This is a genomic window from Streptomyces sp. HUAS CB01 (assembly GCF_030406905.1).
Taxonomy (GTDB): domain Bacteria; phylum Actinomycetota; class Actinomycetes; order Streptomycetales; family Streptomycetaceae; genus Streptomyces; species Streptomyces chengbuensis.
The window spans coordinates 4,552,921-4,574,275 of record NZ_CP129137.1 but is presented as its reverse complement, the minus strand read 5'-3'; the positions used below and the strand labels follow the sequence as shown (position 1 = coordinate 4,574,275).

Annotated in this window: 20 protein-coding genes; 2 read left to right on the top strand and 18 right to left on the bottom strand. The window is 70.7% G+C overall.

The features are described from left to right. Positions 1–4: 4 nt before the first annotated feature. The 12 genes from nuoL to QRN89_RS20250 all read right to left on the bottom strand — a co-directional run bounded on the left by nuoL (position 5) and on the right by QRN89_RS20250 (position 12,885). Positions 5–1,909, bottom strand: coding sequence for an NADH-quinone oxidoreductase subunit L (gene nuoL, locus QRN89_RS20305; RefSeq protein ID WP_290350827.1), 1,905 nt, complete (start codon positions 1,907–1,909; stop codon positions 5–7). Positions 1,910–1,923: 14 nt separating this feature from the next. Continuing rightward, the gene (gene nuoK / locus QRN89_RS20300; RefSeq protein ID WP_093661653.1) at positions 1,924–2,223 is read right to left on the bottom strand and encodes an NADH-quinone oxidoreductase subunit NuoK; all 300 of its coding nucleotides are present in this window, start codon (positions 2,221–2,223) and stop codon (positions 1,924–1,926) included. Further along, complete coding sequence (locus QRN89_RS20295; RefSeq protein ID WP_290350826.1) at positions 2,220–3,068, bottom strand: NADH-quinone oxidoreductase subunit J; 849 nt, start codon at positions 3,066–3,068, stop codon at positions 2,220–2,222. The genes nuoK and QRN89_RS20295 overlap by 4 nt, the downstream gene beginning before the upstream one ends. Continuing rightward, positions 3,065–3,706 carry an NADH-quinone oxidoreductase subunit NuoI gene (gene nuoI / locus QRN89_RS20290; RefSeq protein WP_290350825.1) on the bottom strand — a complete coding sequence of 214 codons (642 nt, stop codon included), beginning with the start codon at positions 3,704–3,706 and terminating at the stop codon, positions 3,065–3,067. Before nuoI ends, QRN89_RS20295 begins: the two co-directional genes overlap by 4 nt. After that, positions 3,699–5,108, bottom strand: a complete 1,410-nt coding sequence (nuoH, locus tag QRN89_RS20285) for an NADH-quinone oxidoreductase subunit NuoH (RefSeq protein ID WP_290350824.1) — start codon at positions 5,106–5,108, stop codon at positions 3,699–3,701. The genes nuoI and nuoH overlap by 8 nt, the downstream gene beginning before the upstream one ends. Continuing rightward, positions 5,105–7,633, bottom strand: coding sequence for an NADH-quinone oxidoreductase subunit G (locus tag QRN89_RS20280; protein WP_290350823.1), 2,529 nt, complete (start codon positions 7,631–7,633; stop codon positions 5,105–5,107). The genes nuoH and QRN89_RS20280 overlap by 4 nt, the downstream gene beginning before the upstream one ends. Then, positions 7,630–8,994, bottom strand: a complete 1,365-nt coding sequence (nuoF, locus tag QRN89_RS20275) for an NADH-quinone oxidoreductase subunit NuoF (RefSeq protein WP_290350822.1) — start codon at positions 8,992–8,994, stop codon at positions 7,630–7,632. Before nuoF ends, QRN89_RS20280 begins: the two co-directional genes overlap by 4 nt. Next, on the bottom strand, positions 8,994–9,800 hold the full coding sequence (gene nuoE / locus QRN89_RS20270) for an NADH-quinone oxidoreductase subunit NuoE (RefSeq protein WP_290353791.1): 807 nt from the start codon (positions 9,798–9,800) through the stop codon (positions 8,994–8,996). Before nuoE ends, nuoF begins: the two co-directional genes overlap by 1 nt. Before the next feature lie 17 nt (positions 9,801–9,817). Then, positions 9,818–11,140: an NADH-quinone oxidoreductase subunit D gene (locus QRN89_RS20265; RefSeq protein WP_290350821.1), complete on the bottom strand. Its 1,323-nt coding sequence runs from the start codon at positions 11,138–11,140 to the stop codon at positions 9,818–9,820. Beyond that, on the bottom strand, positions 11,137–11,865 hold the full coding sequence (locus tag QRN89_RS20260; protein WP_290350820.1) for an NADH-quinone oxidoreductase subunit C: 729 nt from the start codon (positions 11,863–11,865) through the stop codon (positions 11,137–11,139). The genes QRN89_RS20265 and QRN89_RS20260 overlap by 4 nt, the downstream gene beginning before the upstream one ends. A gap of 91 nt (positions 11,866–11,956) precedes the next feature. Then, the gene (locus QRN89_RS20255) at positions 11,957–12,511 is read right to left on the bottom strand and encodes a NuoB/complex I 20 kDa subunit family protein (RefSeq protein WP_290350819.1); all 555 of its coding nucleotides are present in this window, start codon (positions 12,509–12,511) and stop codon (positions 11,957–11,959) included. A gap of 14 nt (positions 12,512–12,525) precedes the next feature. Beyond that, positions 12,526–12,885 carry an NADH-quinone oxidoreductase subunit A gene (locus QRN89_RS20250; RefSeq protein WP_093661633.1) on the bottom strand — a complete coding sequence of 120 codons (360 nt, stop codon included), beginning with the start codon at positions 12,883–12,885 and terminating at the stop codon, positions 12,526–12,528. Between the two features lie 693 nt (positions 12,886–13,578). On the opposite strand from QRN89_RS20250, the gene QRN89_RS20245 reads away from it, so the two are divergent. Next, a complete protein-coding gene (locus QRN89_RS20245; protein WP_290350818.1) occupies positions 13,579–14,376 on the top strand; it encodes a C40 family peptidase in 798 nt (265 codons plus the stop codon). A 228-nt stretch (positions 14,377–14,604) separates the two neighbouring features. Here the strand turns inward: QRN89_RS20245 and QRN89_RS20240 are convergent, their stop codons facing one another. Beyond that, positions 14,605–15,894 (bottom strand): geranylgeranyl reductase family protein, encoded by a 1,290-nt coding sequence (locus QRN89_RS20240; RefSeq protein ID WP_290350817.1) that lies wholly within the window; start codon positions 15,892–15,894, stop codon positions 14,605–14,607. A 99-nt stretch (positions 15,895–15,993) separates the two neighbouring features. On the opposite strand from QRN89_RS20240, the gene QRN89_RS20235 reads away from it, so the two are divergent. After that, complete coding sequence (locus QRN89_RS20235; protein ID WP_290350816.1) at positions 15,994–16,506, top strand: GNAT family N-acetyltransferase; 513 nt, start codon at positions 15,994–15,996, stop codon at positions 16,504–16,506. Here QRN89_RS20235 and QRN89_RS20230 read toward each other — a convergent pair. The 5 genes from QRN89_RS20230 to mqnC form a co-directional block, all read right to left on the bottom strand. Then, on the bottom strand, positions 16,496–17,410 hold the full coding sequence (locus tag QRN89_RS20230; RefSeq protein ID WP_290350815.1) for a zinc ribbon domain-containing protein: 915 nt from the start codon (positions 17,408–17,410) through the stop codon (positions 16,496–16,498). The two genes, QRN89_RS20235 and QRN89_RS20230, sit on opposite strands and share 11 nt — an antisense overlap. A gap of 121 nt (positions 17,411–17,531) precedes the next feature. After that, positions 17,532–18,443 (bottom strand): glutaminase, encoded by a 912-nt coding sequence (locus QRN89_RS20225; RefSeq protein ID WP_290350814.1) that lies wholly within the window; start codon positions 18,441–18,443, stop codon positions 17,532–17,534. Between the two features lie 21 nt (positions 18,444–18,464). Next, a complete protein-coding gene (locus QRN89_RS20220) occupies positions 18,465–19,160 on the bottom strand; it encodes a demethylmenaquinone methyltransferase (protein ID WP_290350813.1) in 696 nt (231 codons plus the stop codon). 238 nt (positions 19,161–19,398) lie between these two features. After that, complete coding sequence (locus QRN89_RS20215) at positions 19,399–20,052, bottom strand: imidazolonepropionase-like domain-containing protein (protein WP_290350812.1); 654 nt, start codon at positions 20,050–20,052, stop codon at positions 19,399–19,401. Between the two features lie 7 nt (positions 20,053–20,059). Continuing rightward, entirely contained in the window at positions 20,060–21,259 is a 1,200-nt protein-coding gene (mqnC, locus tag QRN89_RS20210) for a cyclic dehypoxanthinyl futalosine synthase (protein WP_290350811.1), read from the bottom strand. Positions 21,260–21,355: the final 96 nt, after the last annotated feature.

Genomic DNA, 21,355 nt, shown 5'->3' with positions numbered 1-21,355 from the left:
TCGGTTACACCGCCCTCATCAGCAGGGTCGCGGCGATCAGCACCGCCGTACCTCCGAACATCGTGACCGCGTAGGTGCGGGCGTAGCCGTTCTGCAGCTTGCGGAGCCGGCCGGAGAGGCCGCCGAAGGAGGCCGCCGTGCCGTTGACGACCCCGTCGACCAGGCTGTGGTCCACGTACACGAGCGAGCGGGTCAGGTGCTCGCCGCCCCGCACCAGGACCACGTGGTTGAAGTCGTCCTGGAGGAGGTCGCGGCGGGCGGCCCGGGTGAGCAGCGAGCCGCGCGGCGGGGTGACCGGCACCGGGCGCCGGCCGTACTGGAGATAGGCGAGCGCGACACCGAGGACCATCACGGCGACCGTCGCGGTCGTGACCGTGGCGGCGCTGAGCGGCGAGTGGCCGTGCTCGAAGCTGGTGACCGGCTCCAGCCACTTCACGAACGACTCGTGCCAGGAGAACAGCCCGCCGGCGAAGACCGAGCCGAAGGCCAGCACGATCATCGGGATCGTCATCGTCCTCGGCGACTCGTGCGGGTGCGGCAGTTCGCCCTTGTCGTCGGGCTGCCAGCGCTTCTCGCCGAAGAAGGTCATCAGCATCACGCGCGTCATGTAGAAGGCGGTGATGGCGGCGCCCAGCAGGGCCGCGCCGCCGAGGATCCAGCCCTCGGTGCCGCCCTTGGCGAAGGCCGCCTCGATGATCTTGTCCTTGGAGAAGAAGCCGGACAGGCCCGGGAAGCCGATGATGGCGAGGTAGCCGAGGCCGAAGGTCACGAAGGTGATCGGCATGTACTTCCGCAGACCGCCGTACTTCCTCATGTCCACCTCGTCGTTCATGCCGTGCATGACCGAACCGGCGCCGAGGAAGAGCCCGGCCTTGAAGAAGCCGTGGGTGACCAGGTGCATGATCGCGAAGGCGTATCCGATCGGGCCGAGGCCCGCCGCCAGGATCATGTAGCCGATCTGGGACATCGTCGAACCGGCCAGCGCCTTCTTGATGTCGTCCTTCGCGCAACCGACGATCGCACCGAAGAGCAGCGTGACCGCGCCGACCGTGACGACCGCGAGCTGGGCGTCCGGGGCGGCGTTGAAGATCGCTCCGGAGCGGGTGATCAGGTAGACGCCGGCGGTGACCATCGTGGCCGCGTGGATCAGGGCCGAGACCGGGGTCGGACCCTCCATCGCGTCCCCGAGCCAGGACTGCAGCGGCACCTGCGCGGACTTGCCGCAGGCGGCGAGCAGCAGGAGCAGCCCCAGGGCGGTGAGCGTGCCCTCGGACGTCCTGCCCGTGGAGTCCAGCACCGGACCGAAGGCGAAGGTGCCGAAGGTGGTGAACATCAGCATGATGGCGATGGACAGGCCCATGTCGCCGACCCGGTTGACCAGGAATGCCTTCTTCGCCGCCGTCGCCGCGCTGGGCTTGTGCTGCCAGAAGCCGATGAGCAGGTACGAGGCGAGGCCGACGCCCTCCCACCCGACGTACAGCAGCAGGTAGTTGTCGGCGAGCACGAGCAGGAGCATCGCCGCGAGGAAGAGGTTGAGATAGCCGAAGAAGCGGCGGCGGCGCTCGTCGTGCTCCATGTACCCCACGGAGTACAGATGGATGAGCGAGCCGACGCCGGTGATCAGCAGGACGAAGGTCATCGACAGCTGGTCCAGCTGGAAGGCGACGTCCGCCTGGAAGCCGCCGACCGGGATCCAGCTGAACAGGTGCTGGTACAGGGTCCGGTCGTCACCGGGCCGGCCGAGCATGTCGGCGAACAGCACGACGGCGACGACGAAGGAGGCGGCGGCGAGCGCGGTGCCGATCCAGTGGCCCGTGCGGTCGAGCCGGCGCCCGCCGAGCAGCAGCAGGGCCGCTCCGAGCAGGGGCGCCGCGACCAGCAGCGCGATCAGGTTCTCTGCGTTGTCCACGAGTCTGCGACCCCTTACAGCTTCATCAGACTGGCGTCGTCGACCGAGGCCGAGTGGCGGGAACGGAACAGCGACACGATGATCGCGAGCCCGACCACGACCTCGGCGGCGGCGACGACCATCGTGAAGAAGGCGATGATCTGGCCGTCGAGATTGCCGTGCATCCGGGAGAAGGCGACGAGCGCGAGGTTGCAGGCGTTGAGCATCAGCTCGATGCACATGAAGACCACGATCGCGTTCCGCCTGATCAGCACGCCTGCCGCGCCGATGGTGAACAACAGGGCGGCGAGATAGAGATAGTTGACGGGATTCACCGCTTGGCCTCCTGTCCGTCGCGCCGGCCGTCCCGGTCGAGCTCGTCCCGGTCCCGGCCGAGGCGCTCCTCGGAGCGCCGCTCCAGCGCCTTGAGGTCGTTCAGCGCCTCACGGGACACGTCGCGGATCTGTCCGCGGGCGCGCAGCGTCTTGTTGACGGTCAGCTCCGACGGGGTGCCGTCGGGGAGCAGACCCGCGATGTCCACCGCGTTGTGCCGGGCGTACACACCCGGGGCGGGGAGCGGCGGCAGGTGCTTGCCCTCCCGCACCCGCTGCTCGGCCAGTTCGCGCTGGGTCTTCGCGCGCTCGGTGCGCTCCCGGTGGGTGAGCACCATCGCGCCGACCGCCGCCGTGATGAGCAGGGCACCGGTGATCTCGAAGGCGAAGACGTACTTGGTGAAGATCAGTGCCGCCAGGCCCTCGACGTTGCCCGCCGCGTTGGCCTCGCCGAGCCCGATGAAGGACCCGGGGCCCAGCGAGGCGTGGCCGATGCCCGCGATCAGCAGGACGCCGAAGCCGATGCCGCAGAGGGCGGCCCACCAGCGCTGGCCCTTCAGGGTCTCCTTGAGGGAGTCCGCGGCCGTGACACCGACGAGCATGACGACGAAGAGGAAGAGCATCATGATCGCGCCGGTGTAGACGACGATCTGGACGACGCCCAGGAAGTACGCGCCGTTGGCGAGGTAGAAGACCGCCAGGATGATCATGGTCCCGGCGAGGCACAGCGCGCTGTGCACGGCCTTCCTCATCAGGATGGTGCACAGCGCCCCGACGACGGCGACGGTGCCGAGCACCCAGAACTGCACGGCCTCGCCGGTGGAGGTCGCGGCGGCCAGCGCGCTCATGCGTCGACCTCCTTCTTCGCCGCCGGCTCCTCCGGCCCGTAGGTGGAGGCGGCGTCCTGCGGCTTCTCCCCCTTGGACACGGCGGTCTGGCGCTCGGTGCCCGGTGCGGCTCCGGTGACCAGCCCCCGGTAGTAGTCCTGCTCGTCCGTGCCGGGGTGGATCGCGTGCGGGGTGTCGACCATGCCGGGCTCCAGGCCCGCCAGCAGCTGCTCCTTGGTGTAGATCAGGTTCTCGCGGGAGCTGTCGGCGAGCTCGAACTCGTTGGTCATCGTGAGCGCCCGGGTCGGGCACGCCTCGATGCACAGCCCGCAGAGGATGCAGCGGGCGTAGTTGATCTGGTAGACGCGGCCGTACCGCTCGCCCGGGGAGTACCGCTCCTCCTCGGTGTTGTCCGCACCCTCCACGTAGATGGCGTCCGCCGGACAGGCCCAGGCGCACAACTCGCAGCCCACGCACTTCTCCAGCCCGTCCGGGTGCCGGTTGAGCTGGTGCCGGCCGTGGAAGCGCGGCGCCGTCGTCTTCTGCTGCTCCGGGTACTGCTCGGTCAGCCGCTTCTTGAACATGGCCTTGAAGGTCACGCCGAAGCCGGCGACCGGGTTCTGGAACGCGCTCTCGGAATCCTCGGATCGCTCAGACACCGTCAGCCTCCTTTCCGTCACGAGGACCGTCACTGTCAGTATTCGTGCCACCACTGACAATCAGCTCGCGGTCGCGGCGGGGCCGCCTGCGCGGAGCCTGCGGCAGCACCTGTCCGGGCAGCGGTGGCACCGGGAAGCCTCCGGCCATCGGGTCGAACGCGCCGGGCACCCCGCCCTGTTCGGCCCGGGCGGCCTCCGCCGCCTCCGCGTCGGCCCGCTCCTTCCGGCCGCGGAAGAGGTCCGCGACGAAGGACAGCAGCAGGACGGCGAGGACGGCGCCGCCGACGTACAGCACGATCTGCGAGAAGTCGCGGCCGTCGTTGCGCAGCGCCCGCACGGTCGCGACGAGCATCAGCCAGACGACCGAGACCGGGATGAGCACCTTCCAGCCGAGCTTCATCAGCTGGTCGTAGCGGACACGCGGAAGCGTGCCGCGCAGCCAGATGAAGAAGAAGAGGAGCAGCTGCACCTTGAGGACGAACCAGAGCATCGGCCACCAGCCGTGGTTCGCGCCCTCCCAGAAGGTGCTGATGGGCCACGGGGCCCGCCAGCCGCCCAGGAAGAGGGTGACCGAGACCGCCGAGACGGTGACCATGTTGACGTACTCGGCGAGCATGAACATCGCGAACTTGATCGACGAGTACTCGGTGTTGAAGCCGCCGACGAGGTCGCCCTCGGACTCCGGCATGTCGAACGGGGCCCGGTTGGTCTCACCGATCATCGTCACGATGTAGATGAGGAACGAGACCGGCAGCAGCAGGACGTACCAGCGGTCCGCCTGCGCCTCGACGATCGTCGAGGTCGACATCGAGCCGGAGTAGAGGAAGACCGAGGCGAACGCGGCGCCCATGGCGATCTCGTAGGAGATCATCTGCGCGCAGGAGCGCAGTCCGCCGAGCAGCGGGTACGTCGAGCCGGACGACCAGCCGGCGAGCACGATGCCGTAGATGCCGACGGAGGCGACCGCGAGGATGTACAGCATCGCGATCGGCAGGTCGGTGAGCTGCATCGTGGTCCGCTGGCCGAAGATCGAGATCTCGTTGCCGGCCGGGCCGAACGGGATGACGGCGATCGCCATGAAGGCCGGGATGGCCGCGACGATCGGCGCGAGGACGTAGACCACCTTGTCCGCGCGCTTGACGATCACGTCCTCCTTGAGCATCAGCTTGACGCCGTCCGCGAGGGACTGGAGGAGGCCCCACGGACCGTGCCGGTTGGGGCCGATGCGCAGCTGCATCCAGGCGACGACCTTGCGCTCCCACACGATGGAGAACAGCACGGTCACCATCAGGAAGGCGAAGCAGAAGACCGCCTTGACGACGACCAGCCACCAGGGGTCCCGCCCGAACAGCGAGAGGTCCTCCGCCGCGAGCAGGGTCCGGTCGAGGAGTGCCGGGTTCACGCGCGCACCTCCGGTACGTCGTCGGGGCCGGCGCTCCCGTGGCCGGCCGTTGCCGCCGGGCCGACGCGGACGAGCCGGCCGGGCGTCACGCCCGTGTCGCTCAGCACGCCGCCGCCGGCCGAGTTGAGCGGGAGCCACACCACGTGGTCGGGCATCTCGGTCACCTGGAGCGGGAGTTGTACGGAACCGGAGGGGCCGCTGACGGCGAGGAGATCGCCGTCCTTGACCCCGGTCTCGGCCGCCGTGGCGGCGGAGAGCCGGGCGACGGCCGCGTGCCGGGTGCCGGCCAGCGCCTCGTCGCCCTCCTGGAGGAGCCCCTGGTCGAGCAGGAGCCGGTGGCCGGCCAGGACCGCCTCGCCCTCACCGGGGCGGGGCACCGGCCGGGCGGACTCGGCGGGCTCGGCCGCCCGGGCGCCGGTCCAGCCGCCCAGCCGGTCCATCTCGCGGCGCACGGACCGGAGGTCGGGCAGGGCGAGGTGCACGTCGAGCGCGTCGGCGAGCATGTGCAGTACCCGCGCGTCCGCCGGCGGCAGCGGGCGGGTCATCTGGTCCGGCTTGAGCGCGGCCTCGAAGAGGCGTGCCCTGCCCTCCCAGTTGAGGAAGGTGCCGGGCTTCTCGGCCACGGCCGCGACCGGGAAGACCACGTCGGCCCGCGAGGTGACCTCGGAGGGCCGCAGCTCCAGCGAGACCAGGAAGCCGACCGAGTCGAGCGCCTCCCGGGCGCGTGCGGGGTGCGGCAGGTCGGCGACCTCGACGCCGGCGACGACCAGGGCGGCCAGTTCGCCGTTGGCGGCGGCCTCCACGATCTGTCCGGTGTCCCGGCCGTAGCGGTGCGGCAGTTCGCGTACTCCCCAGGCCTCCGCGGTCTCCGCACGGGCCTGCGGGTCGGTGGCGGGGCGGCCGCCGGGCAGCAGCGACGGCAGGGCACCCGCCTCGATCGCACCGCGCTCACCCGCGCGGCGCGGGATCCAGACCAGTGCGGCGCCGGTCGCCGCCGCGGCGCGCGTGACCGCGCTCAGAGCGCCCGGCACTCCGGCCAGCCGCTCACCGACGACGATCACGGCCCCTGCGGCCCGCAGCGCCTCGGCGGCCGTGGCGCCGTCCCCCTCGAGCCCGGTGCCGGACGCGAGCGCGTCCAGCCACTCGGCCTCGGTGCCGGGCGCCGCGGGCAGCAGCACGCCCCCGGCCTTCGCCAGCCCGCGGGTGGCGTGCGTCGCGAGGGCGAACGTCTGCTGGCCGTGCTTGCGCGCGGCCTTGCGCAGCCGGAGGAAGACGCCGGGGGCCTCCTCCTCCGACTCGAAGCCCGCGAGCAGGACCGCCGGGGCCTTCTCCAGGGCGGTGTACGTGACGCCCTCGCCGTCCAGGTCCCGGCCGTGGCCGGCGACGCGGGCGGCCAGGAAGTCGGCCTCCTCCGAGGAGTGGACCCGCGCGCGGAAGTCGATGTCGTTGGTGTCGAGGGCGATCCGGGCGAACTTGGCGTAGGCGTAGGCGTCCTCGACGGTCAGCCGCCCGCCGGTGAGCACCGCGGCCCGGCCGCGTGCCGCCGCGAGTCCGGTGGCCGCCGCCTCCAGGGCCTCCGGCCAGCTCGCGGGCTCCAGCTCACCGGTCTCCTTGCTGCGGACCAGCGGAGTGGTGAGCCGGTCGCGCTGCTGGGCGTAGCGGAAGGCGAACCGCCCCTTGTCGCAGATCCACTCCTCGTTGACCTCGGGGTCCTCGGCGGCGAGCCGCCGCATGACCTTCCCGCGCCGGTGGTCGGTGCGGGTCGCGCAGCCGCCCGCGCAGTGCTCGCAGACGGAGGGCGAGGAGACGAGGTCGAAGGGCCGGGAGCGGAAGCGGTAGGCCGCCGAGGTCAGCGCGCCGACCGGGCAGATCTGGATGGTGTTCCCGGAGAAGTAGGACGCGAACGGGTCGCCCTCGCCCGTACCGACCTGCTGGAGCGCTCCGCGTTCCAGGAGCTCGATCATCGGGTCGCCGGCGATCTGGTTGGAGAAGCGGGTGCAGCGTGCGCACAGCACGCACCGCTCGCGGTCGAGCAGCACCTGGGTGGAGATGTTGACCGGCTTCTCGTACGTCCGCTTCCTGCCCTCGAAGCGGGACTCGGCCTGGCCGTGCGAGACGGCCTGGTTCTGCAGCGGGCACTCGCCGCCCTTGTCGCAGACGGGGCAGTCGAGCGGGTGGTTGATGAGCAGCAGCTCCATCACGCCCTTCTGCGCCTTCTCGGCGACGGGCGAGGTGAGCTGGGACCTGACGACCATGCCGTCGGTGCAGGTGATGGTGCAGGAGGCCATCGGCTTGCGCTGGCCCTCGACCTCGACGATGCACTGCCGGCAGGCGCCGGCCGGGTCGAGGAGCGGGTGGTCGCAGAACCGGGGGATCTCGATGCCGAGCTGTTCGGCGGCCCGGATGACCAGGGTGCCCTTCGGCACGGAGATCTCGACACCGTCGATGGTCAGCGTGACCAGGTCCTCCGGCGGGACCGGGGCGCTCCCGCCGCCGGCGGACGCGGCGGACGTGGTGACGGTCATGCGTCCACCTCCAGGTTCGACACGGCCCAGGCCGTGGACTTCGCGGGGTCGAAGGGGCAGCCCCGGCCGCTGATGTGCTGCTCGTACTCGTCGCGGAAGTACTTCAGGGAGGAGAAGATCGGCGCCGCGGCACCGTCACCGAGGGCGCAGAACGACTTGCCGTTGATGTTGTCGGCGATGTCGTTCAGCTTGTCGAGGTCCTCCGTCGAGCCCTTCCCGGCCTCGATGTCGTGCAGCAACTGGACCAGCCAGTAGGTGCCCTCGCGGCAGGGCGTGCACTTGCCGCAGGACTCGTGGGCGTAGAACTCGGTCCAGCGGGTCACGGCCCGGACGACGCAGGTCGTCTCGTCGAAGCACTGGAGCGCCTTGGTGCCGAGCATCGAACCGGCGGCGCCCACGCCCTCGTAGTCCAGGGGCACGTCGAGGTGCTCGTCGGTGAACATCGGGGTGGAGGAGCCGCCGGGGGTCCAGAACTTCAGCCGGTGACCCGGGCGCATGCCGCCGCCCATGTCGAGCAGCTGGCGCAGGGTGATGCCGAGCGGGGCCTCGTACTGGCCGGGGCGGGCGACATGGCCGCTCAGCGAGTACAGCGTGAAGCCGGGGGACTTCTCGCTGCCCATCGAGCGGAACCATTCCTTGCCCCTGTTGAGGATCGCGGGAACGGACGCGATGGACTCGACGTTGTTCACCACGGTGGGGCAGGCGTACAGACCGGCGACGGCGGGGAAGGGCGGCCGCAGCCGGGGCTGTCCGCGCCGGCCCTCCAGGGAGTCCAGCAGGGCGGTCTCCTCGCCGCAGATGTACGCGCCGGCGCCGGCGTGCACGGTGAGTTCGACGTCGAGTCCGCTGCCGAGGATGTTCTTGCCGAGGTAGCCGGCGTCGTACGCCTCCCGGACCGCCTCGTGCAGCCTGCGCAGCACGGGGACGACCTCGCCGCGCAGATAGATGAAGGCGTGGCCGGACCGGATCGCGTAGCAGGCGATCACGATGCCCTCGATGAGGGAGTGGGGGTTCGCGAAGAGGAGCGGGATGTCCTTGCAGGTGCCCGGCTCCGACTCGTCGGCGTTGACGACGAGGTAGTGCGGCTTGCCGTCGCCCTGCGGGATGAACTGCCACTTCATCCCGGTGGGGAAGCCGGCGCCGCCGCGGCCGCGCAGCCCGGAGTCCTTGACGTAGGCGATCAGGTCGTCGGGCGCCATGGCGAGGGCCTTGCGCAGTCCCTCGTAGCCCTCGTGGTCGCGGTAGGTGTCCAGGGTCCAGGACTCGGGCTGGTCCCAGAAGGCGGAAAGGACGGGCACGAGCAGCTTCTCGGGGCTGGTCTCGCCGCCGGCCTCCGGCCCGTACTCGGTGGACACGGTCATCACTCCCCCTCCTCGGAAACCGGGCCGGCCGGGTGGGCCGGGTCGGACGCCGACGTGTCCTGCGGTGCGTCGTGCGAGCTGAGGTGCTCACTCGGCGGTTCGTCCTGCGGGGCGGCGCCCCGCGGGTGGACGACCCGCGGCTGGGGGGCCTCGCCCCTGGCCAGCCGGAGTCCGACGAGGGAGGCGGGGCCGGCCCCGCCGGTGGCCTCGACGGCGCCGGGGCGCTCGTCGGGGAAGCCGGCCAGGATGCGGGCGGTCTCCTTGAACGTGCAGAGCGGGGCACCGCGGGTGGGCTCGACGGGCCGTCCGGCCCTCAGGTCGTCGACGAGCCGGCGGGCCGACTCGGGGGTCTGGTTGTCGAAGAACTCCCAGTTGACCATCACGACCGGGGCGAAGTCGCAGGCCGCGTTGCACTCGATGTGCTCGAGGGTGACCTTGCCGTCCTCGGTGGTCTCGCCGTTGCCGACGCCCAGGTGCTCCTTGAGACCGTCGAAGATCGCGTCGCCGCCCATCACCGCGCAGAGGGTGTTGGTGCAGACGCCGACCTGGTAGTCGCCGGACGGCTTGCGGCGGTACATCGAGTAGAAGGTCGCGACCGCGGTGACCTCCGCCGTCGTCAGGTCCAGCACCTCGGCGCAGAACCGCATGCCCGTGCGGGTGACGTGCCCCTCCTCCGACTGCACGAGGTGCAGCAGCGGCAGCAGCGCGGACCGGCTGTCCGGGTAGCGGCCGATGATCTGCCGGGCGTCCGTCTCCAGCCGCGTGCGCACCTCCGCCGGATAGTCGGGGGCGGGGAGCTGGGGCATCCCGAGCGATACGTCTGTCACCGGTCGACGCCTCCCATCACGGGGTCGATGGACGCGACGGCGACGATGACGTCGGCGACCTGGCCGCCCTCGCACATCGCCGCCATGGCCTGCAGATTGGTGAAGGACGGGTCGCGGAAGTGGACCCGGAAGGGGCGGGTGCCGCCGTCGGAGACGACGTGGACGCCGAGCTCGCCCTTGGGGGACTCGACGGCCGCGTACGCCTGTCCTGCGGGGACGCGGAAGCCCTCCGTCACCAGCTTGAAGTGGTGGATCAGGGCCTCCATGGAGGTGCCCATGATCTTCTTGATGTGGTCGAGGGAGTTGCCGAGACCGTCCGGGCCCAGCGCGAGCTGCGCGGGCCAGGCGATCTTCTTGTCCTCGACCATCACCGGGCCGGGGGCGAGCCGGTCCAGGCACTGCTCGACGATGCGCAGCGACTGCCGCATCTCCTCCAGCCGGATGAGGAAGCGGCCGTAGGCGTCGCAGGTGTCCGCGGTCGGGACGTCGAACTCGTAGTTCTCGTAGCCGCAGTACGGGTCGGTCTTGCGCAGGTCGTGCGGGAGGCCGGTGGAGCGCAGGATCGGGCCGGTCGCGCCGAGGGCCATGCAGCCGGAGAGGTCGAGGTAGCCGATGTCCTGCATCCGGGCCTTGAAGATGGGGTTCCCGGTGGCGAGCTTGTCGTACTCGGGAAGGTTCTTCTTCATCGTCTTCACGAACTCGCGGATCTGGTCCACCGCGCCCGGGGGCAGGTCCTGGGCAAGGCCCCCGGGGCGGATGTACGCGTGGTTCATCCGCAGGCCGGTGATCAGTTCGTAGATGTCGAGAATGAGTTCACGATCACGGAATCCGTAGATCATGATCGTGGTCGCGCCCAGCTCCATGCCGCCGGTGGCGATGCACACCAGGTGGGAGGAGAGCCGGTTCAGCTCCATCAGGAGCACGCGGATGACCGACGCGCGGTCCGGGATCTGGTCCTCGATGCCGAGGAGCTTCTCCACCGCGAGGCAGTACGCCGTCTCGTTGAAGAACGGCGTGAGGTAGTCCATGCGCGTGACGAACGTGGTGCCCTGCGTCCACGTGCGGTACTCGAGGTTCTTCTCGATGCCGGTGTGCAGGTAGCCGATGCCGCAGCGGGCCTCGGTCACGGTCTCGCCGTCGATCTCCAGGATCAGCCGGAGCACCCCGTGGGTGGACGGGTGCTGGGGGCCCATGTTGACGACGATCCGCTCGTCGTCCGCCTTGGCCGCGGTCTGGGCGACCTCGTCCCAGTCACCGCCGGTGACCGTGTAGACGGTGCCTTCGGTGGTCTCGCGTGCGGATGCAGATGGGGTGGTCACGAGTACGACCTCCGCTGGTCCGGAGCCGGGATCTGGGCGCCCTTGTACTCGACGGGGATGCCGCCGAGGGGGTAGTCCTTGCGCTGCGGGAAGCCCTGCCAGTCGTCCGGCATCATGATCCGGGTGAGGGCGGGGTGGCCGTCGAAGACCAGACCGAAGAAGTCGTAGGTCTCGCGCTCGTGCCAGTCGTTGGTCGGATAGACCTCGACGAGCGAGGGGATGTGGGGGTCCGCGTCCGGGGCGCTGACCTCGAGGCGGATCAGCCGGCCGTGGGTGAGCGAGCGCAGGTGGTAGACGGCGTGCAGCTCGCGCCCCTTGTCCCCGGGGTAGTGGACGCCGCTCACCCCCGTGCACAGCTCGAAGCGGAGCGCCGGGTCGTCGCGCAGCGTCCTGGCGACGCGGAGGAGGTGCTCGCGGGCGATGTGGAAGGTGAGCTCGTCTCGGTCGACGACGGTCTTCTCGATCGCGTTCTCCGGGAGGAGGTCCTGCTCCTCCAGGGCGCCCTCGAGTTCGTCGGCGACCTCGTCGAACCAGCCGCCGTAGGGGCGGGTGGCGGCTCCGGGCAGCCGTACGGAGCGGACGAGTCCGCCGTAGCCGGAGGTGTCGCCGCCGTCGTTGGCGCCGAACATCCCGCGCTGGACGCGGATCTCCTCACCGTGCTCACCGCGCTGCCCCGGCAGGTTCTGCTCGGAGAGCTCCTTCTCCGGGTTCGGCTGGTCGGTCACCGGAACACCCCCTTGATCGCTTCTCCGCCCGCACGGCGCAGGGGTGCGGGTTCCGTCGTCGTCTGCGGCCCGGCGGCCGTGCGCGCGTCGCTCACCGGAGCAGCCCCTTCATCTCGATGGTCGGGAGCGCCTTGAGTGCCGCTTCCTCCGCCTCGCGGGCCGCTTCCTCCGCGTTCACCCCGAGCTTGGAGTGCTGGATCTTCTGGTGGAGCTTGAGGATGGCGTCCATCAGCATCTCCGGCCGAGGGGGACAGCCGGGCAGATAGATGTCAACGGGAACAATGTGGTCAACACCCTGCACAATCGCGTAATTGTTGAACATACCGCCCGAAGATGCGCAAACCCCCATGGAAATCACCCACTTGGGATTGGGCATCTGGTCGTAGACCTGCCGCAGGACGGGCGCCATCTTCTGGCTCACCCGCCCGGCGACGATCATCAGGTCGGCCTGCCGGGGCGAGCCGCGGAAGACCTCCATACCGAAGCGGGCCAGGTCGTAGCGGCCGGCGCCGGTCGTCATCATCTCGATGGCACAGCAGGCGAGGCCGAAGGTCGCGGGGAAGACGGACGCCTTGCGCACCCAGCCCGCGGCCTGCTCGACGGTGGTCAGCAGGAAACCGCTCGGCAGCTTCTCTTCGAGTCCCATTGCTCCTCAGCCCCTCAGTCCCATTCCAGGCCGCCGCGCCGCCAGACGTAGGCGTAGGCGACGAACACGGTGAGCACGAAGAGCAGCATCTCCACGAGCCCGAAGATCCCCAGGGCGTCGAAGGTGACGGCCCATGGATAGAGGAAGACGATCTCGATATCGAAGATGATGAAGAGCATCGCCGTCAGGTAGTACTTGATCGGGAAGCGGCCCCCTCCGGCCGGTGTCGGCGTCGGCTCGATACCGCACTCGTAGGCCTCGAGCTTCGCGCGGTTGTACCGCTTCGGGCCGACGAGCGTGGCCATGACCACGGAGAAGATCGCAAAGCCTGCCCCTAGGGCGCCGAGCACGAGGATGGGCGCGTAGGCATTCACGCTCCTCGCTCCTTCCAGTCGTCCTTGACCGTTGGACCGCACCGGGACTCGCCTCGCCGCCCCGCGAAGATCATGCTCATGTGAGGCAGTTCACAAGCCCGACTGCTCCGCATCCTATGCCCGCCGGTCTGTGATCTGCGACACGGGGTACGGCAACGACTTTGTGATCTCCACCACCTGACGAAGGATCATGAAGTCGGATGAGCGGTGATCTTCATACGGGAAGCGCACGAGCAACTACAAAAGGTGACCATTTCCGTCGTTACCGCTGGTCAGAGGCTCGGTTCACTAGCAGGGGCGACGGCGTCCAGGCAAATTGGCGATGGACCGGACCGGGTGATAGAAGCCGGCCGTCACTCACGCGAGGGGCGGGCCGGACGGAAGTGGACGCGTGCGCACGTTCACGAGCACTCCGAGGGGTCGCCGGCGGTGACCCTTCTGTGACCTGCGCCACTCGGGCCCCGGCCCGGAAACCGGGGGCTTGGCCATCGGTGTGAAGGGGTGGTAAGCGACGGGCAATCCGGACCTTTTTACGAAAGCCCATGATCACAGCCCTGATCACGCCTGCCCGTTTTGCCCGTTACGGCGTCAATAAAGGTGGCACGCAGGCGGATTCGGGAGCCCGCGGCGGCAACTGTGGTGGAAACCACGTTTCTTGAAGGGAACCGTGGAGCCCTGATAGCGGTTGTACCCATGTCCCACACCGCTCACATACGTAGCCACCGGAAGCCCCGACGCAGCTCCTCGAAGCTCGCGCTGCGTGCCGGAGTTGCCGGTGGCGTCCTCAGCACCATCGCGGTGGCCGGAAGCGCCGGGCCGGCGAACGCCGAGCCGGTGACCGAGACCATCGAGATGCCCGCGCTCACCTTCGACACCCCGGAGCTCGCCGGCGCGGTCGCCCTCTCCGCCGAGGCGACCCAGCAGGCGGCCCTGGACCTCGATCTGCAGACCCAGGAGAACGCCGCCGCGGCCAAGGCCGCGAAGGCCGCCAAGAAGGCCAAGGCCGAGGCCGAGCGCAAGGCGGAGGCCGAGCGGAAGGCCGAGGAGGCCGCCCGCGCCGCAGTCGAGGAGCGCTCCTCCCGTTCCTCCGAGCGCACGACCCTCTCCGGCGCCTCGCAGAGCGTCTCCAACGCGTCCGGCTCCGCCGCGACCGTCGTCGCCTTCCTCAAGGCCCAGCTCGGCGACGCCTACGTCATGGGCGCCACCGGCCCCAACTCGTGGGACTGCTCCAGCCTGGTCCAGGCCGCCTTCCGCCAGGTCGGCATCGACCTGCCGCGCGTCTCCCAGGACCAGTCGCTGGCCGGCACCCAGGTGTCCCTGGACAACCTCCAGGTCGGCGACATCCTCTACTGGGGCGGCGCCGGATCCGCGTACCACACCGGTGTCTACATCGGCGACGGCAAGTACCTCGACGCCGCCAACCCGAGCAAGGGTGTCGTGATCCAGGAGCTGTCGGGCTACCCGGCGAGCGGCGCCGTTCGCGTCCTCTGAGCGGATCTCACAGCAGTTCTCCGGACTCGTAGCGGTTTTCCGGAAACACCCGGTTCGCCCCGGGCAGTCGGTCGAAGAAGGCCACCGTCCCCCCGTGCGGGGGCGGTGGCCTTTTCGGCGTCCCTCCCACCGGCCCCGCGTCGCCCCTCGGAGTGCGGCCTGCCGTGGACGACCCGGAGGGCGGGCACCGGCCCCGAGGCCCGGCGCCCGCCCTCCGCGGCACGGGTGTCAGGCCTTCGGGGCCACCTTGGAGAGGCCGTTGATGATCCGGTCCATCGCGTCGCCGCCGGACGGGTCGGTGAGGTTGGCCAGCATCTTCAGCGTGAACTTCATCAGCAGCGGGTGCGTCAGGCCCCGCTGGGTCGCGATCTTCATGACCTTCGGGTTGCCGATGAGCTTCACGAAGGCGCGCCCGAGCGTGTAGTAGCCGCCGTAGGTGTCCTTCAGGACCTTCGGGTAGTTGTGCAGCGCCAGCTCCCGCTGGGCGGGCGTGGCCCGGGCGTGCGCCTGGACGATGACGTCGGCGGCGATCTGCCCGGACTCCATCGCGTAGGCGATGCCCTCGCCGTTGAACGGGTTGACCAGACCTCCCGCGTCGCCGACGAGCAGCAGGCCCCTGGTGTAGTGCGGCTGCCGGTTGAAGGCCATGGGGAGCGCGGCGCCGCGGATCGGGCCGGTCATGTTGTCGGGCACGTAGCCCCAGTCCTCCGGCATCGAGGCGCACCAGGCCTTGAGGACCTCGCGCCAGTCGAGCTCCTTGAAGGACGCCGAGGTGTTCAGGACCCCGAGGCCGACGTTGGAGGTGCCGTCGCCCATGCCGAAGATCCAGCCGTAGCCGGGCAGCAGCCGGTCCTCCCCCGGGCCGCGGCGGTCCCACAGCTCCAGCCAGGACTCCAGGTAGTCGTCGTCGTGCCGCGGGCTGGTGAAGTACGTGCGGACCGCGACACCCATCGGACGGTCCTCGCGCCGGTGCAGGCCCATGGCGAGGGAGATCCGGGAGGAGTTGCCGTCGGCCGCGACGACGAGCGGGGCGTGGAAGGTGACCTCGCGCTTGTCCTCGCCGAGCTTGGCGTGGACGCCGGTGATCCGGCCCGTCCGGTCGTCGATGACGGGCGCGCCGACGTTGCAGCGCTCGTACAGCCGCGCGCCGGCCTTCTGCGCCTGTCGCGCCAGTTGCTCGTCGAAGTCGTCCCGCTTGCGGACGAGTCCGTAGTCCGGGTAGCTGGCCAGCTCCGGCCAGTCCAGCTGCAGCCGGACACCGCCGCCGATGATCCGCAGGCCCTTGTTGCGCAGCCAGCCGGCCTCCTCGGAGACGTCGATGCCCATGGCGACCAGCTGCTTGGTGGCACGGGGCGTGAGCCCGTCGCCGCAGACCTTCTCACGGGGGAACGCCGTCTTCTCCAGCAGGAGCACGTCCAGGCCGGACTTGGCCAGGTAGTAGGCGGTCGTCGCACCGGCCGGGCCTGCCCCGACGACGATCACATCTGCGGTGTGCTCGGAGGGGGTCGTCTCGGTCACGGCGGGTTCTCCCGAAGACTCGAATTCGCGTGCCGTGCGGCACAGGTCATGTGCAGTCTATGGGGGCGTACCGACCGGCGACCGAAGGGCTCCCCCACGATGACCGCAGCGTCTCTCCCCGTCGTACAGCTCCGTGTGCCCACCGAGGAGGACGCGTTCGCCTGGCACCGCGTCTTCGACGACCCCGAGGTGATGGAGTTCCACGGGGGCAGGTCGGCCGAGGTGTCGGTGTACGAGGAGCTCACCGCGCGGCAGCGGCGACACGACGCGGAACGGGGGTTCTGCCTGTGGACGCTGCTCGACGAGGCAGGCCGGGTGTTCGGCTTCACGGGCGCGCAGCCCTGGCCGCACGAGTCGTTCGGGCCGGTCGGCGAGATCGAGATCGGCTGGCGTCTCGCGCGGCCCCACTGGGGCCGCGGCTACGCGACCGCCGCCGCGCGCACGACCCTGGACCGGCTCCGCGCGGCCGGTGTCCCCTCCGTGGTCGCGATGGTCGACTCCCGCAACGAGCGGTCGATCGCGGTGACCCGGCGCCTGGGCATGGAACTGGCGGAGACGTACGCCGTCCCGGGCTCCGAGCGCAAGGGGCTCTGCTTCCGGCTCACCCTGTAGCGAACGCCCGGTTCGCGGTCCAGGTGGACAGGGCCGTCTCGAAGACGTGCTCGGTGTCCGCCCAGTACAGGTCGCGCTCCGTGAAGTAGATCGCGTACTCGGTGCCGTCCTCGGCGATGTACGACTGGTCGATGCCGTGGATCGTCTCGCCCGACGCGGCGTGCGTGTAGGTGTACTCCCAGACGGCCCCCGGGCGGCCGTGGAAGGCGTTCTCCTCCAGCCGCAGCCGCCGGTAGTCGGCGTTCCTCGAACGGGACTTGGCCTCGATGGCGGTGAGGTTCTCCAGGGAGGTGTACGGGGCGGACCGCACCACGCCGACGAGGATGTGGGACATCCCCGTGGAACCGGCGTAGGTGATCTGCCCGTTCACCTCCTTCTGGCGGTACCAGACGGACGGGATCGCGAAGGAGAAGCCGGCCGGGTCGTTCACGCGCCTGAAGCCTTCGGGCACCCCGGCGTCGCCGCCGCCCGGCGCGACGGTGCGGGCCGCCCCCGGCGGGGACGGTGCGGGCGCGGGCGTCCCGGCGGGCCCGGGGCTCGCGAGGGGCGCCCCCGTGGGGCTCGTGACCGCCGGGGGCGGCTGGGCCGGGGCGGCCGCCGTGGGCCGTTCCGACGGACCCGGCCCGGCCCCGTCGTCCTTCAGCAGCATCACGCCCGCGGTGGTGCCCGCGCCGAGCACGAGAGCCGCCGCGAGGGTCCCGCCCCACACGAGCGCGCGGCTGCGCCCCGGCCCGGCGGCGGGCGGCACGGCCGGGGCCGGAGCGCCGGCGCCCACCCACGTGGGGCTGTACGAGGCCGCCGCGGCAGGCTGCGGGCGCTCCCGGCCGCACGTCATGCAGAAGCGCGCCCCGGCCGGGGAGGTGTTGCCGCAGTACGGGCAGTTCGACGCCAAGGGGAGCTCCATGGGGAAATCGGATGCGTCCGGTGTGAACGACCCATCTTGCCCGCCCGCCGGTTCCCGTCAACTCGCTTTCACCACACTGCGGTTGCCGCTCGCGACCGCCGTGCGCGCACTCCCCGTCCGGTCAGAACACCGACAGCCCGGTCAGCGTCGTGAACCGGTCCAGCGCCGCCACGCCCGCCACCGAGTTGCCCTGTCCGTCGAGCCCCGGGCTCCACACGCAGAGCGTGCACCGCCCCGGCACGACCGCCACGATCCCGCCGCCGACGCCGCTCTTTCCCGGCAGCCCGACCCGGTACGCGAACTCACCCGCCGCGTCGTACGTACCGCAGGTGAGCATCACCGCGTTGATCTGCTTGGCCTCGCTGCGGGTCAGCAGCCGGCTGCCGTCGGCGCGCAGTCCGTGACGGGCCAGGAACCGGGCCGCGCGGGCCAGGTCGGCGCAGTTCATCTCGATCGAGCACTGCCAGAAGTAGTGGTCGAGCAGCGCCGGGACGGGATTGGCGATGTTGCCGTACGAGGCCATGAAGTGGGCCAGCGCGGCATTGCGGTCACCGTGCGCGGACTCGGACCCGGCGACCTCCGGGTCGAAGGCGAGCTCCGGGTTGCCGCTCTCCTGCCGCAGGAACTCCAGCACCTCGCTGCTCGCGTCCCCGGTCAGGGTCAGCAGCCGGTCGGTGACGACGAGGGCCCCCGCGTTGATGAACGGATTGCGCGGGATCCCGTTCTCGTACTCCAGCTGCACCAGCGAGTTGAACGGATTGCCGGAGGGCTCCCGGCCCACGTGCTCCCACAGGCTGTCGCCGCCCAGGGAGAGCGCCAGGGCCAGGGCGAAGACCTTGGTCACCGACTGGGTGGAGAAGGGCCGCTCCCAGTCGCCGACGCCGTGGACCCTGCCGTCGAGGTCGGCGATGGCCATGCCGAAGTGCCGCGGGTCGACGGCGGCCAGGGCCGGGATGTACTCGGCCGGGGTGCCGCTGCCGACCAGCGGCGCGACGTCCTGCGCGATGCGTTCGAGGATCGCCTGGTAGTCCATGGTGCGCGGTCCCCGGTGGATCTACTGGGACTTGGTGCCGCGGTGCAGCGCGACGATCCCGCCGCTCAGATTGCGCCAGGCCACCTTCGACCAGCCGGCCTTCTGGAGCATCGCGGCGAGGTCCGCCTGCTCGGGCCAGGACTGGATCGACTCGGCGAGGTAGACGTACGCGGCCGGGTTGGACGAGACCGCGCGGGCGACGGGCGGCAGCGCCCGCATCAGGTACTCCTCGTACACGGTCCGGAACGGCGCCCACGTGGGGTGGGAGAACTCGCAGATGACCACGCGGCCGCCCGGCTTCGTCACGCGGTGCAGTTCCCGCAGCGCCTGGTCGGTGTCCTGGACGTTGCGCAGCCCGAAGCTGATCGTCACGGCGTCGAAGGAGTCGTCGCGGAAAGGGAGCTTCGTCGCGTCGCCGGCGGTCAGCGGCAGCCACGGCTGCCGCTTCTTGCCCTCGCGCAGCATGCCGAGCGAGAAGTCGCAGGGCACGACGTAGGCGCCGGTGCGGGTGAAGGGCAGCGAGGACGTGCCGGTCCCGGCCGCCAGGTCGAGCACCCTCTCGGCGGGCCGCGCGTCGACGGCCTTGGCGACCTCCTTGCGCCAGCGCCGGTCCTGGCCGAGCGAGAGCACATCGTTGGTGAGGTCGTAGTTCGCCGCGACATCGTCGAACATCGAGGCGACTTCGTGCGGCTGCTTGTCCAGGGAAGCGCGGGTCACTGGCGTTCGGCCTCGCAGTGTCGGGTGCGGACGGTACGCCGCCCATTGTCTCAGGCACACCGCGGCGGGCCCGGCGGGGGCGTGCCGTGGGTTCCTGACCCGGCCCGGTCACCGGAGGATGCCGCCCGGCGCGCTCCGGGCTCCGACGCCCGGTGCCGGACCCGGAAGGCCCGCACCCGTTCAAGCTCCCTCAGCCGAGACCTGGCTCACCCGTCCACAACCTCCTCGGACAGAACACCTAGCGCCGCCGGTACACCAGCCGGCCACCGAGGACGGTGGCGACGCAGGTACGGGCGCCGTGCTCGCGCAGGGCGGTGTACGGGTCGCCGCCGACCGGTACGTCGAAGACGGCGAAGTCCGCGTCCGCGCCCTCGGGACCCAGCGGCAGCAGGAAGGCCTCCGTGACGGGGCGTCCCGCGAACGGGTCCAGGGATGGCGGCCCCTGCGGCTCCGAGAAGCGCTCCTCGCAGCCGAGGCCCACGCGGGTCACCGCGTCCCGGACGGCACCGCGCCGGAGGTCCCCGGCCACCGCCACCGTGCCGTGCGCCAGCATCCGCTGGGCACCGCGCCGTGCGCTCGCACCCCACCGGGCGTCCGTCATCCCCAGCGCGGCGAGTGCGTCGCCGGTGAGCGGTTCCGTGCCCAGCTCGTCCGCCTCGCGCGGGTCGGGGTGGTAGGCCCGCTCCAGGAGTTCGGGCCCGTACGGATTGCACAGGCCCGGAGTCAGCACGCCGGGCCAGCGCCGCACCCGCGCCTGCGGGTGGGCGGCAGCCACCGCCTCGTAAGGGCCGACGGCGGCGATCAGGCTTCCCCGGACGGCGACCGCGCCGCCCGGCACCGGCGCCCCCCGGCCACCGGGCAGCAGCAGGTCGGCCGCGTGAATCGTCAGCACGGCGTCGTCAGTTGGCGTTCAGCAGCTTCAGCTCGGGGTGCGCCGTGCCGCCCTCGATCGCGGTCGAGGAGATGTGCGAGACGACGCGGTCGTCGACCGGGTCGTTCGCCGGGTCGTCGTGCACGACGACGTGTTCGTACGTGGTCGTCCGCTGCGCGGGCACACGGTCCGCGCGGCGGATCAGGTCGATGATCTCCTGGCGGTTGGAGCGGTGCCTGGCGCCCGCCGAGGAGACGACGTTCTCCTCCAGCATGATCGACCCCAGGTCGTCCGCGCCGTAGTGCAGGGAGAGCTGGCCGATCTCCTTGCCCGTGGTCAGCCAGGAGCCCTGGATGTGGGCGACGTTGTCGAAGAAGAGCCGGGCGATCGCGATCATCCGCAGGTACTCGAAGATCGTCGCCTGGGTCCGGCCCTTGAGGTGGTTGTTCTCGGGCTGGTACGTGTACGGGATGAAGGCCCGGAAGCCGCCCGTCCGGTCCTGTACGTCGCGAATCATCCGCAGGTGCTCGATGCGCTCGGCGTTCGTCTCGCCGGTGCCCATCAGCATCGTGGACGTCGACTCCACGCCGAGCCGGTGCGCCGCCTCCATGATCTCCAGCCAGCGCTCACCGGACTCCTTCAGCGGGGCGATCGCCTTGCGCGGCCGCTCCGGCAGCAGCTCGGCGCCGGCGCCCGCGAAGGAGTCCAGACCCGCCGCGTTGATGCGCCGGATGGCCTCCTCCACGGACACTCCCGAGATGCGGGCCATGTGCTCCACCTCGGACGCGCCGAGGGAGTGGATGACCAGCTGCGGGAACTCCTTCTTGATGGCGGCGAAGTGCTTCTCGTAGTACTCGACGCCGTAGTCCGGGTGGTGACCGCCCTGGAACATGATCTGGGTGCCGCCCAGCTCGACCGTCTCGGCGCAGCGCCGCAGGATGTCGTCGAGGTCGCGGGTCCAGCCCTTGGCGGTGTCCTTGGGCGCCGCGTAGAAGGCGCAGAACCTGCAGGCCGTGACGCACACGTTGGTGTAGTTGATGTTGCGCTCGATGATGTACGTCGCGATGTGCTCGGTGCCCGCGTAGCGGCGGCGGCGCACGGCGTCCGCGGCGGCGCCCAGCGCGTGCAGCGGCGCGGAGCGGTACAGGTCGAGTGCCTCTTCGGGGGTGATCCGCCCGCCCTCGGCGGCACGGTCCAGGACGGACTGGAGGTCGGCCTTCTGGGTCACCGGGGTGTCACCTTTCGGCGGTGGAGCAGGGCGTTACCGGACCGTGCCAGCCTACGACAGGCCCTGTGCCCGCCCCTCGGCGGCACCTCGGCGGCA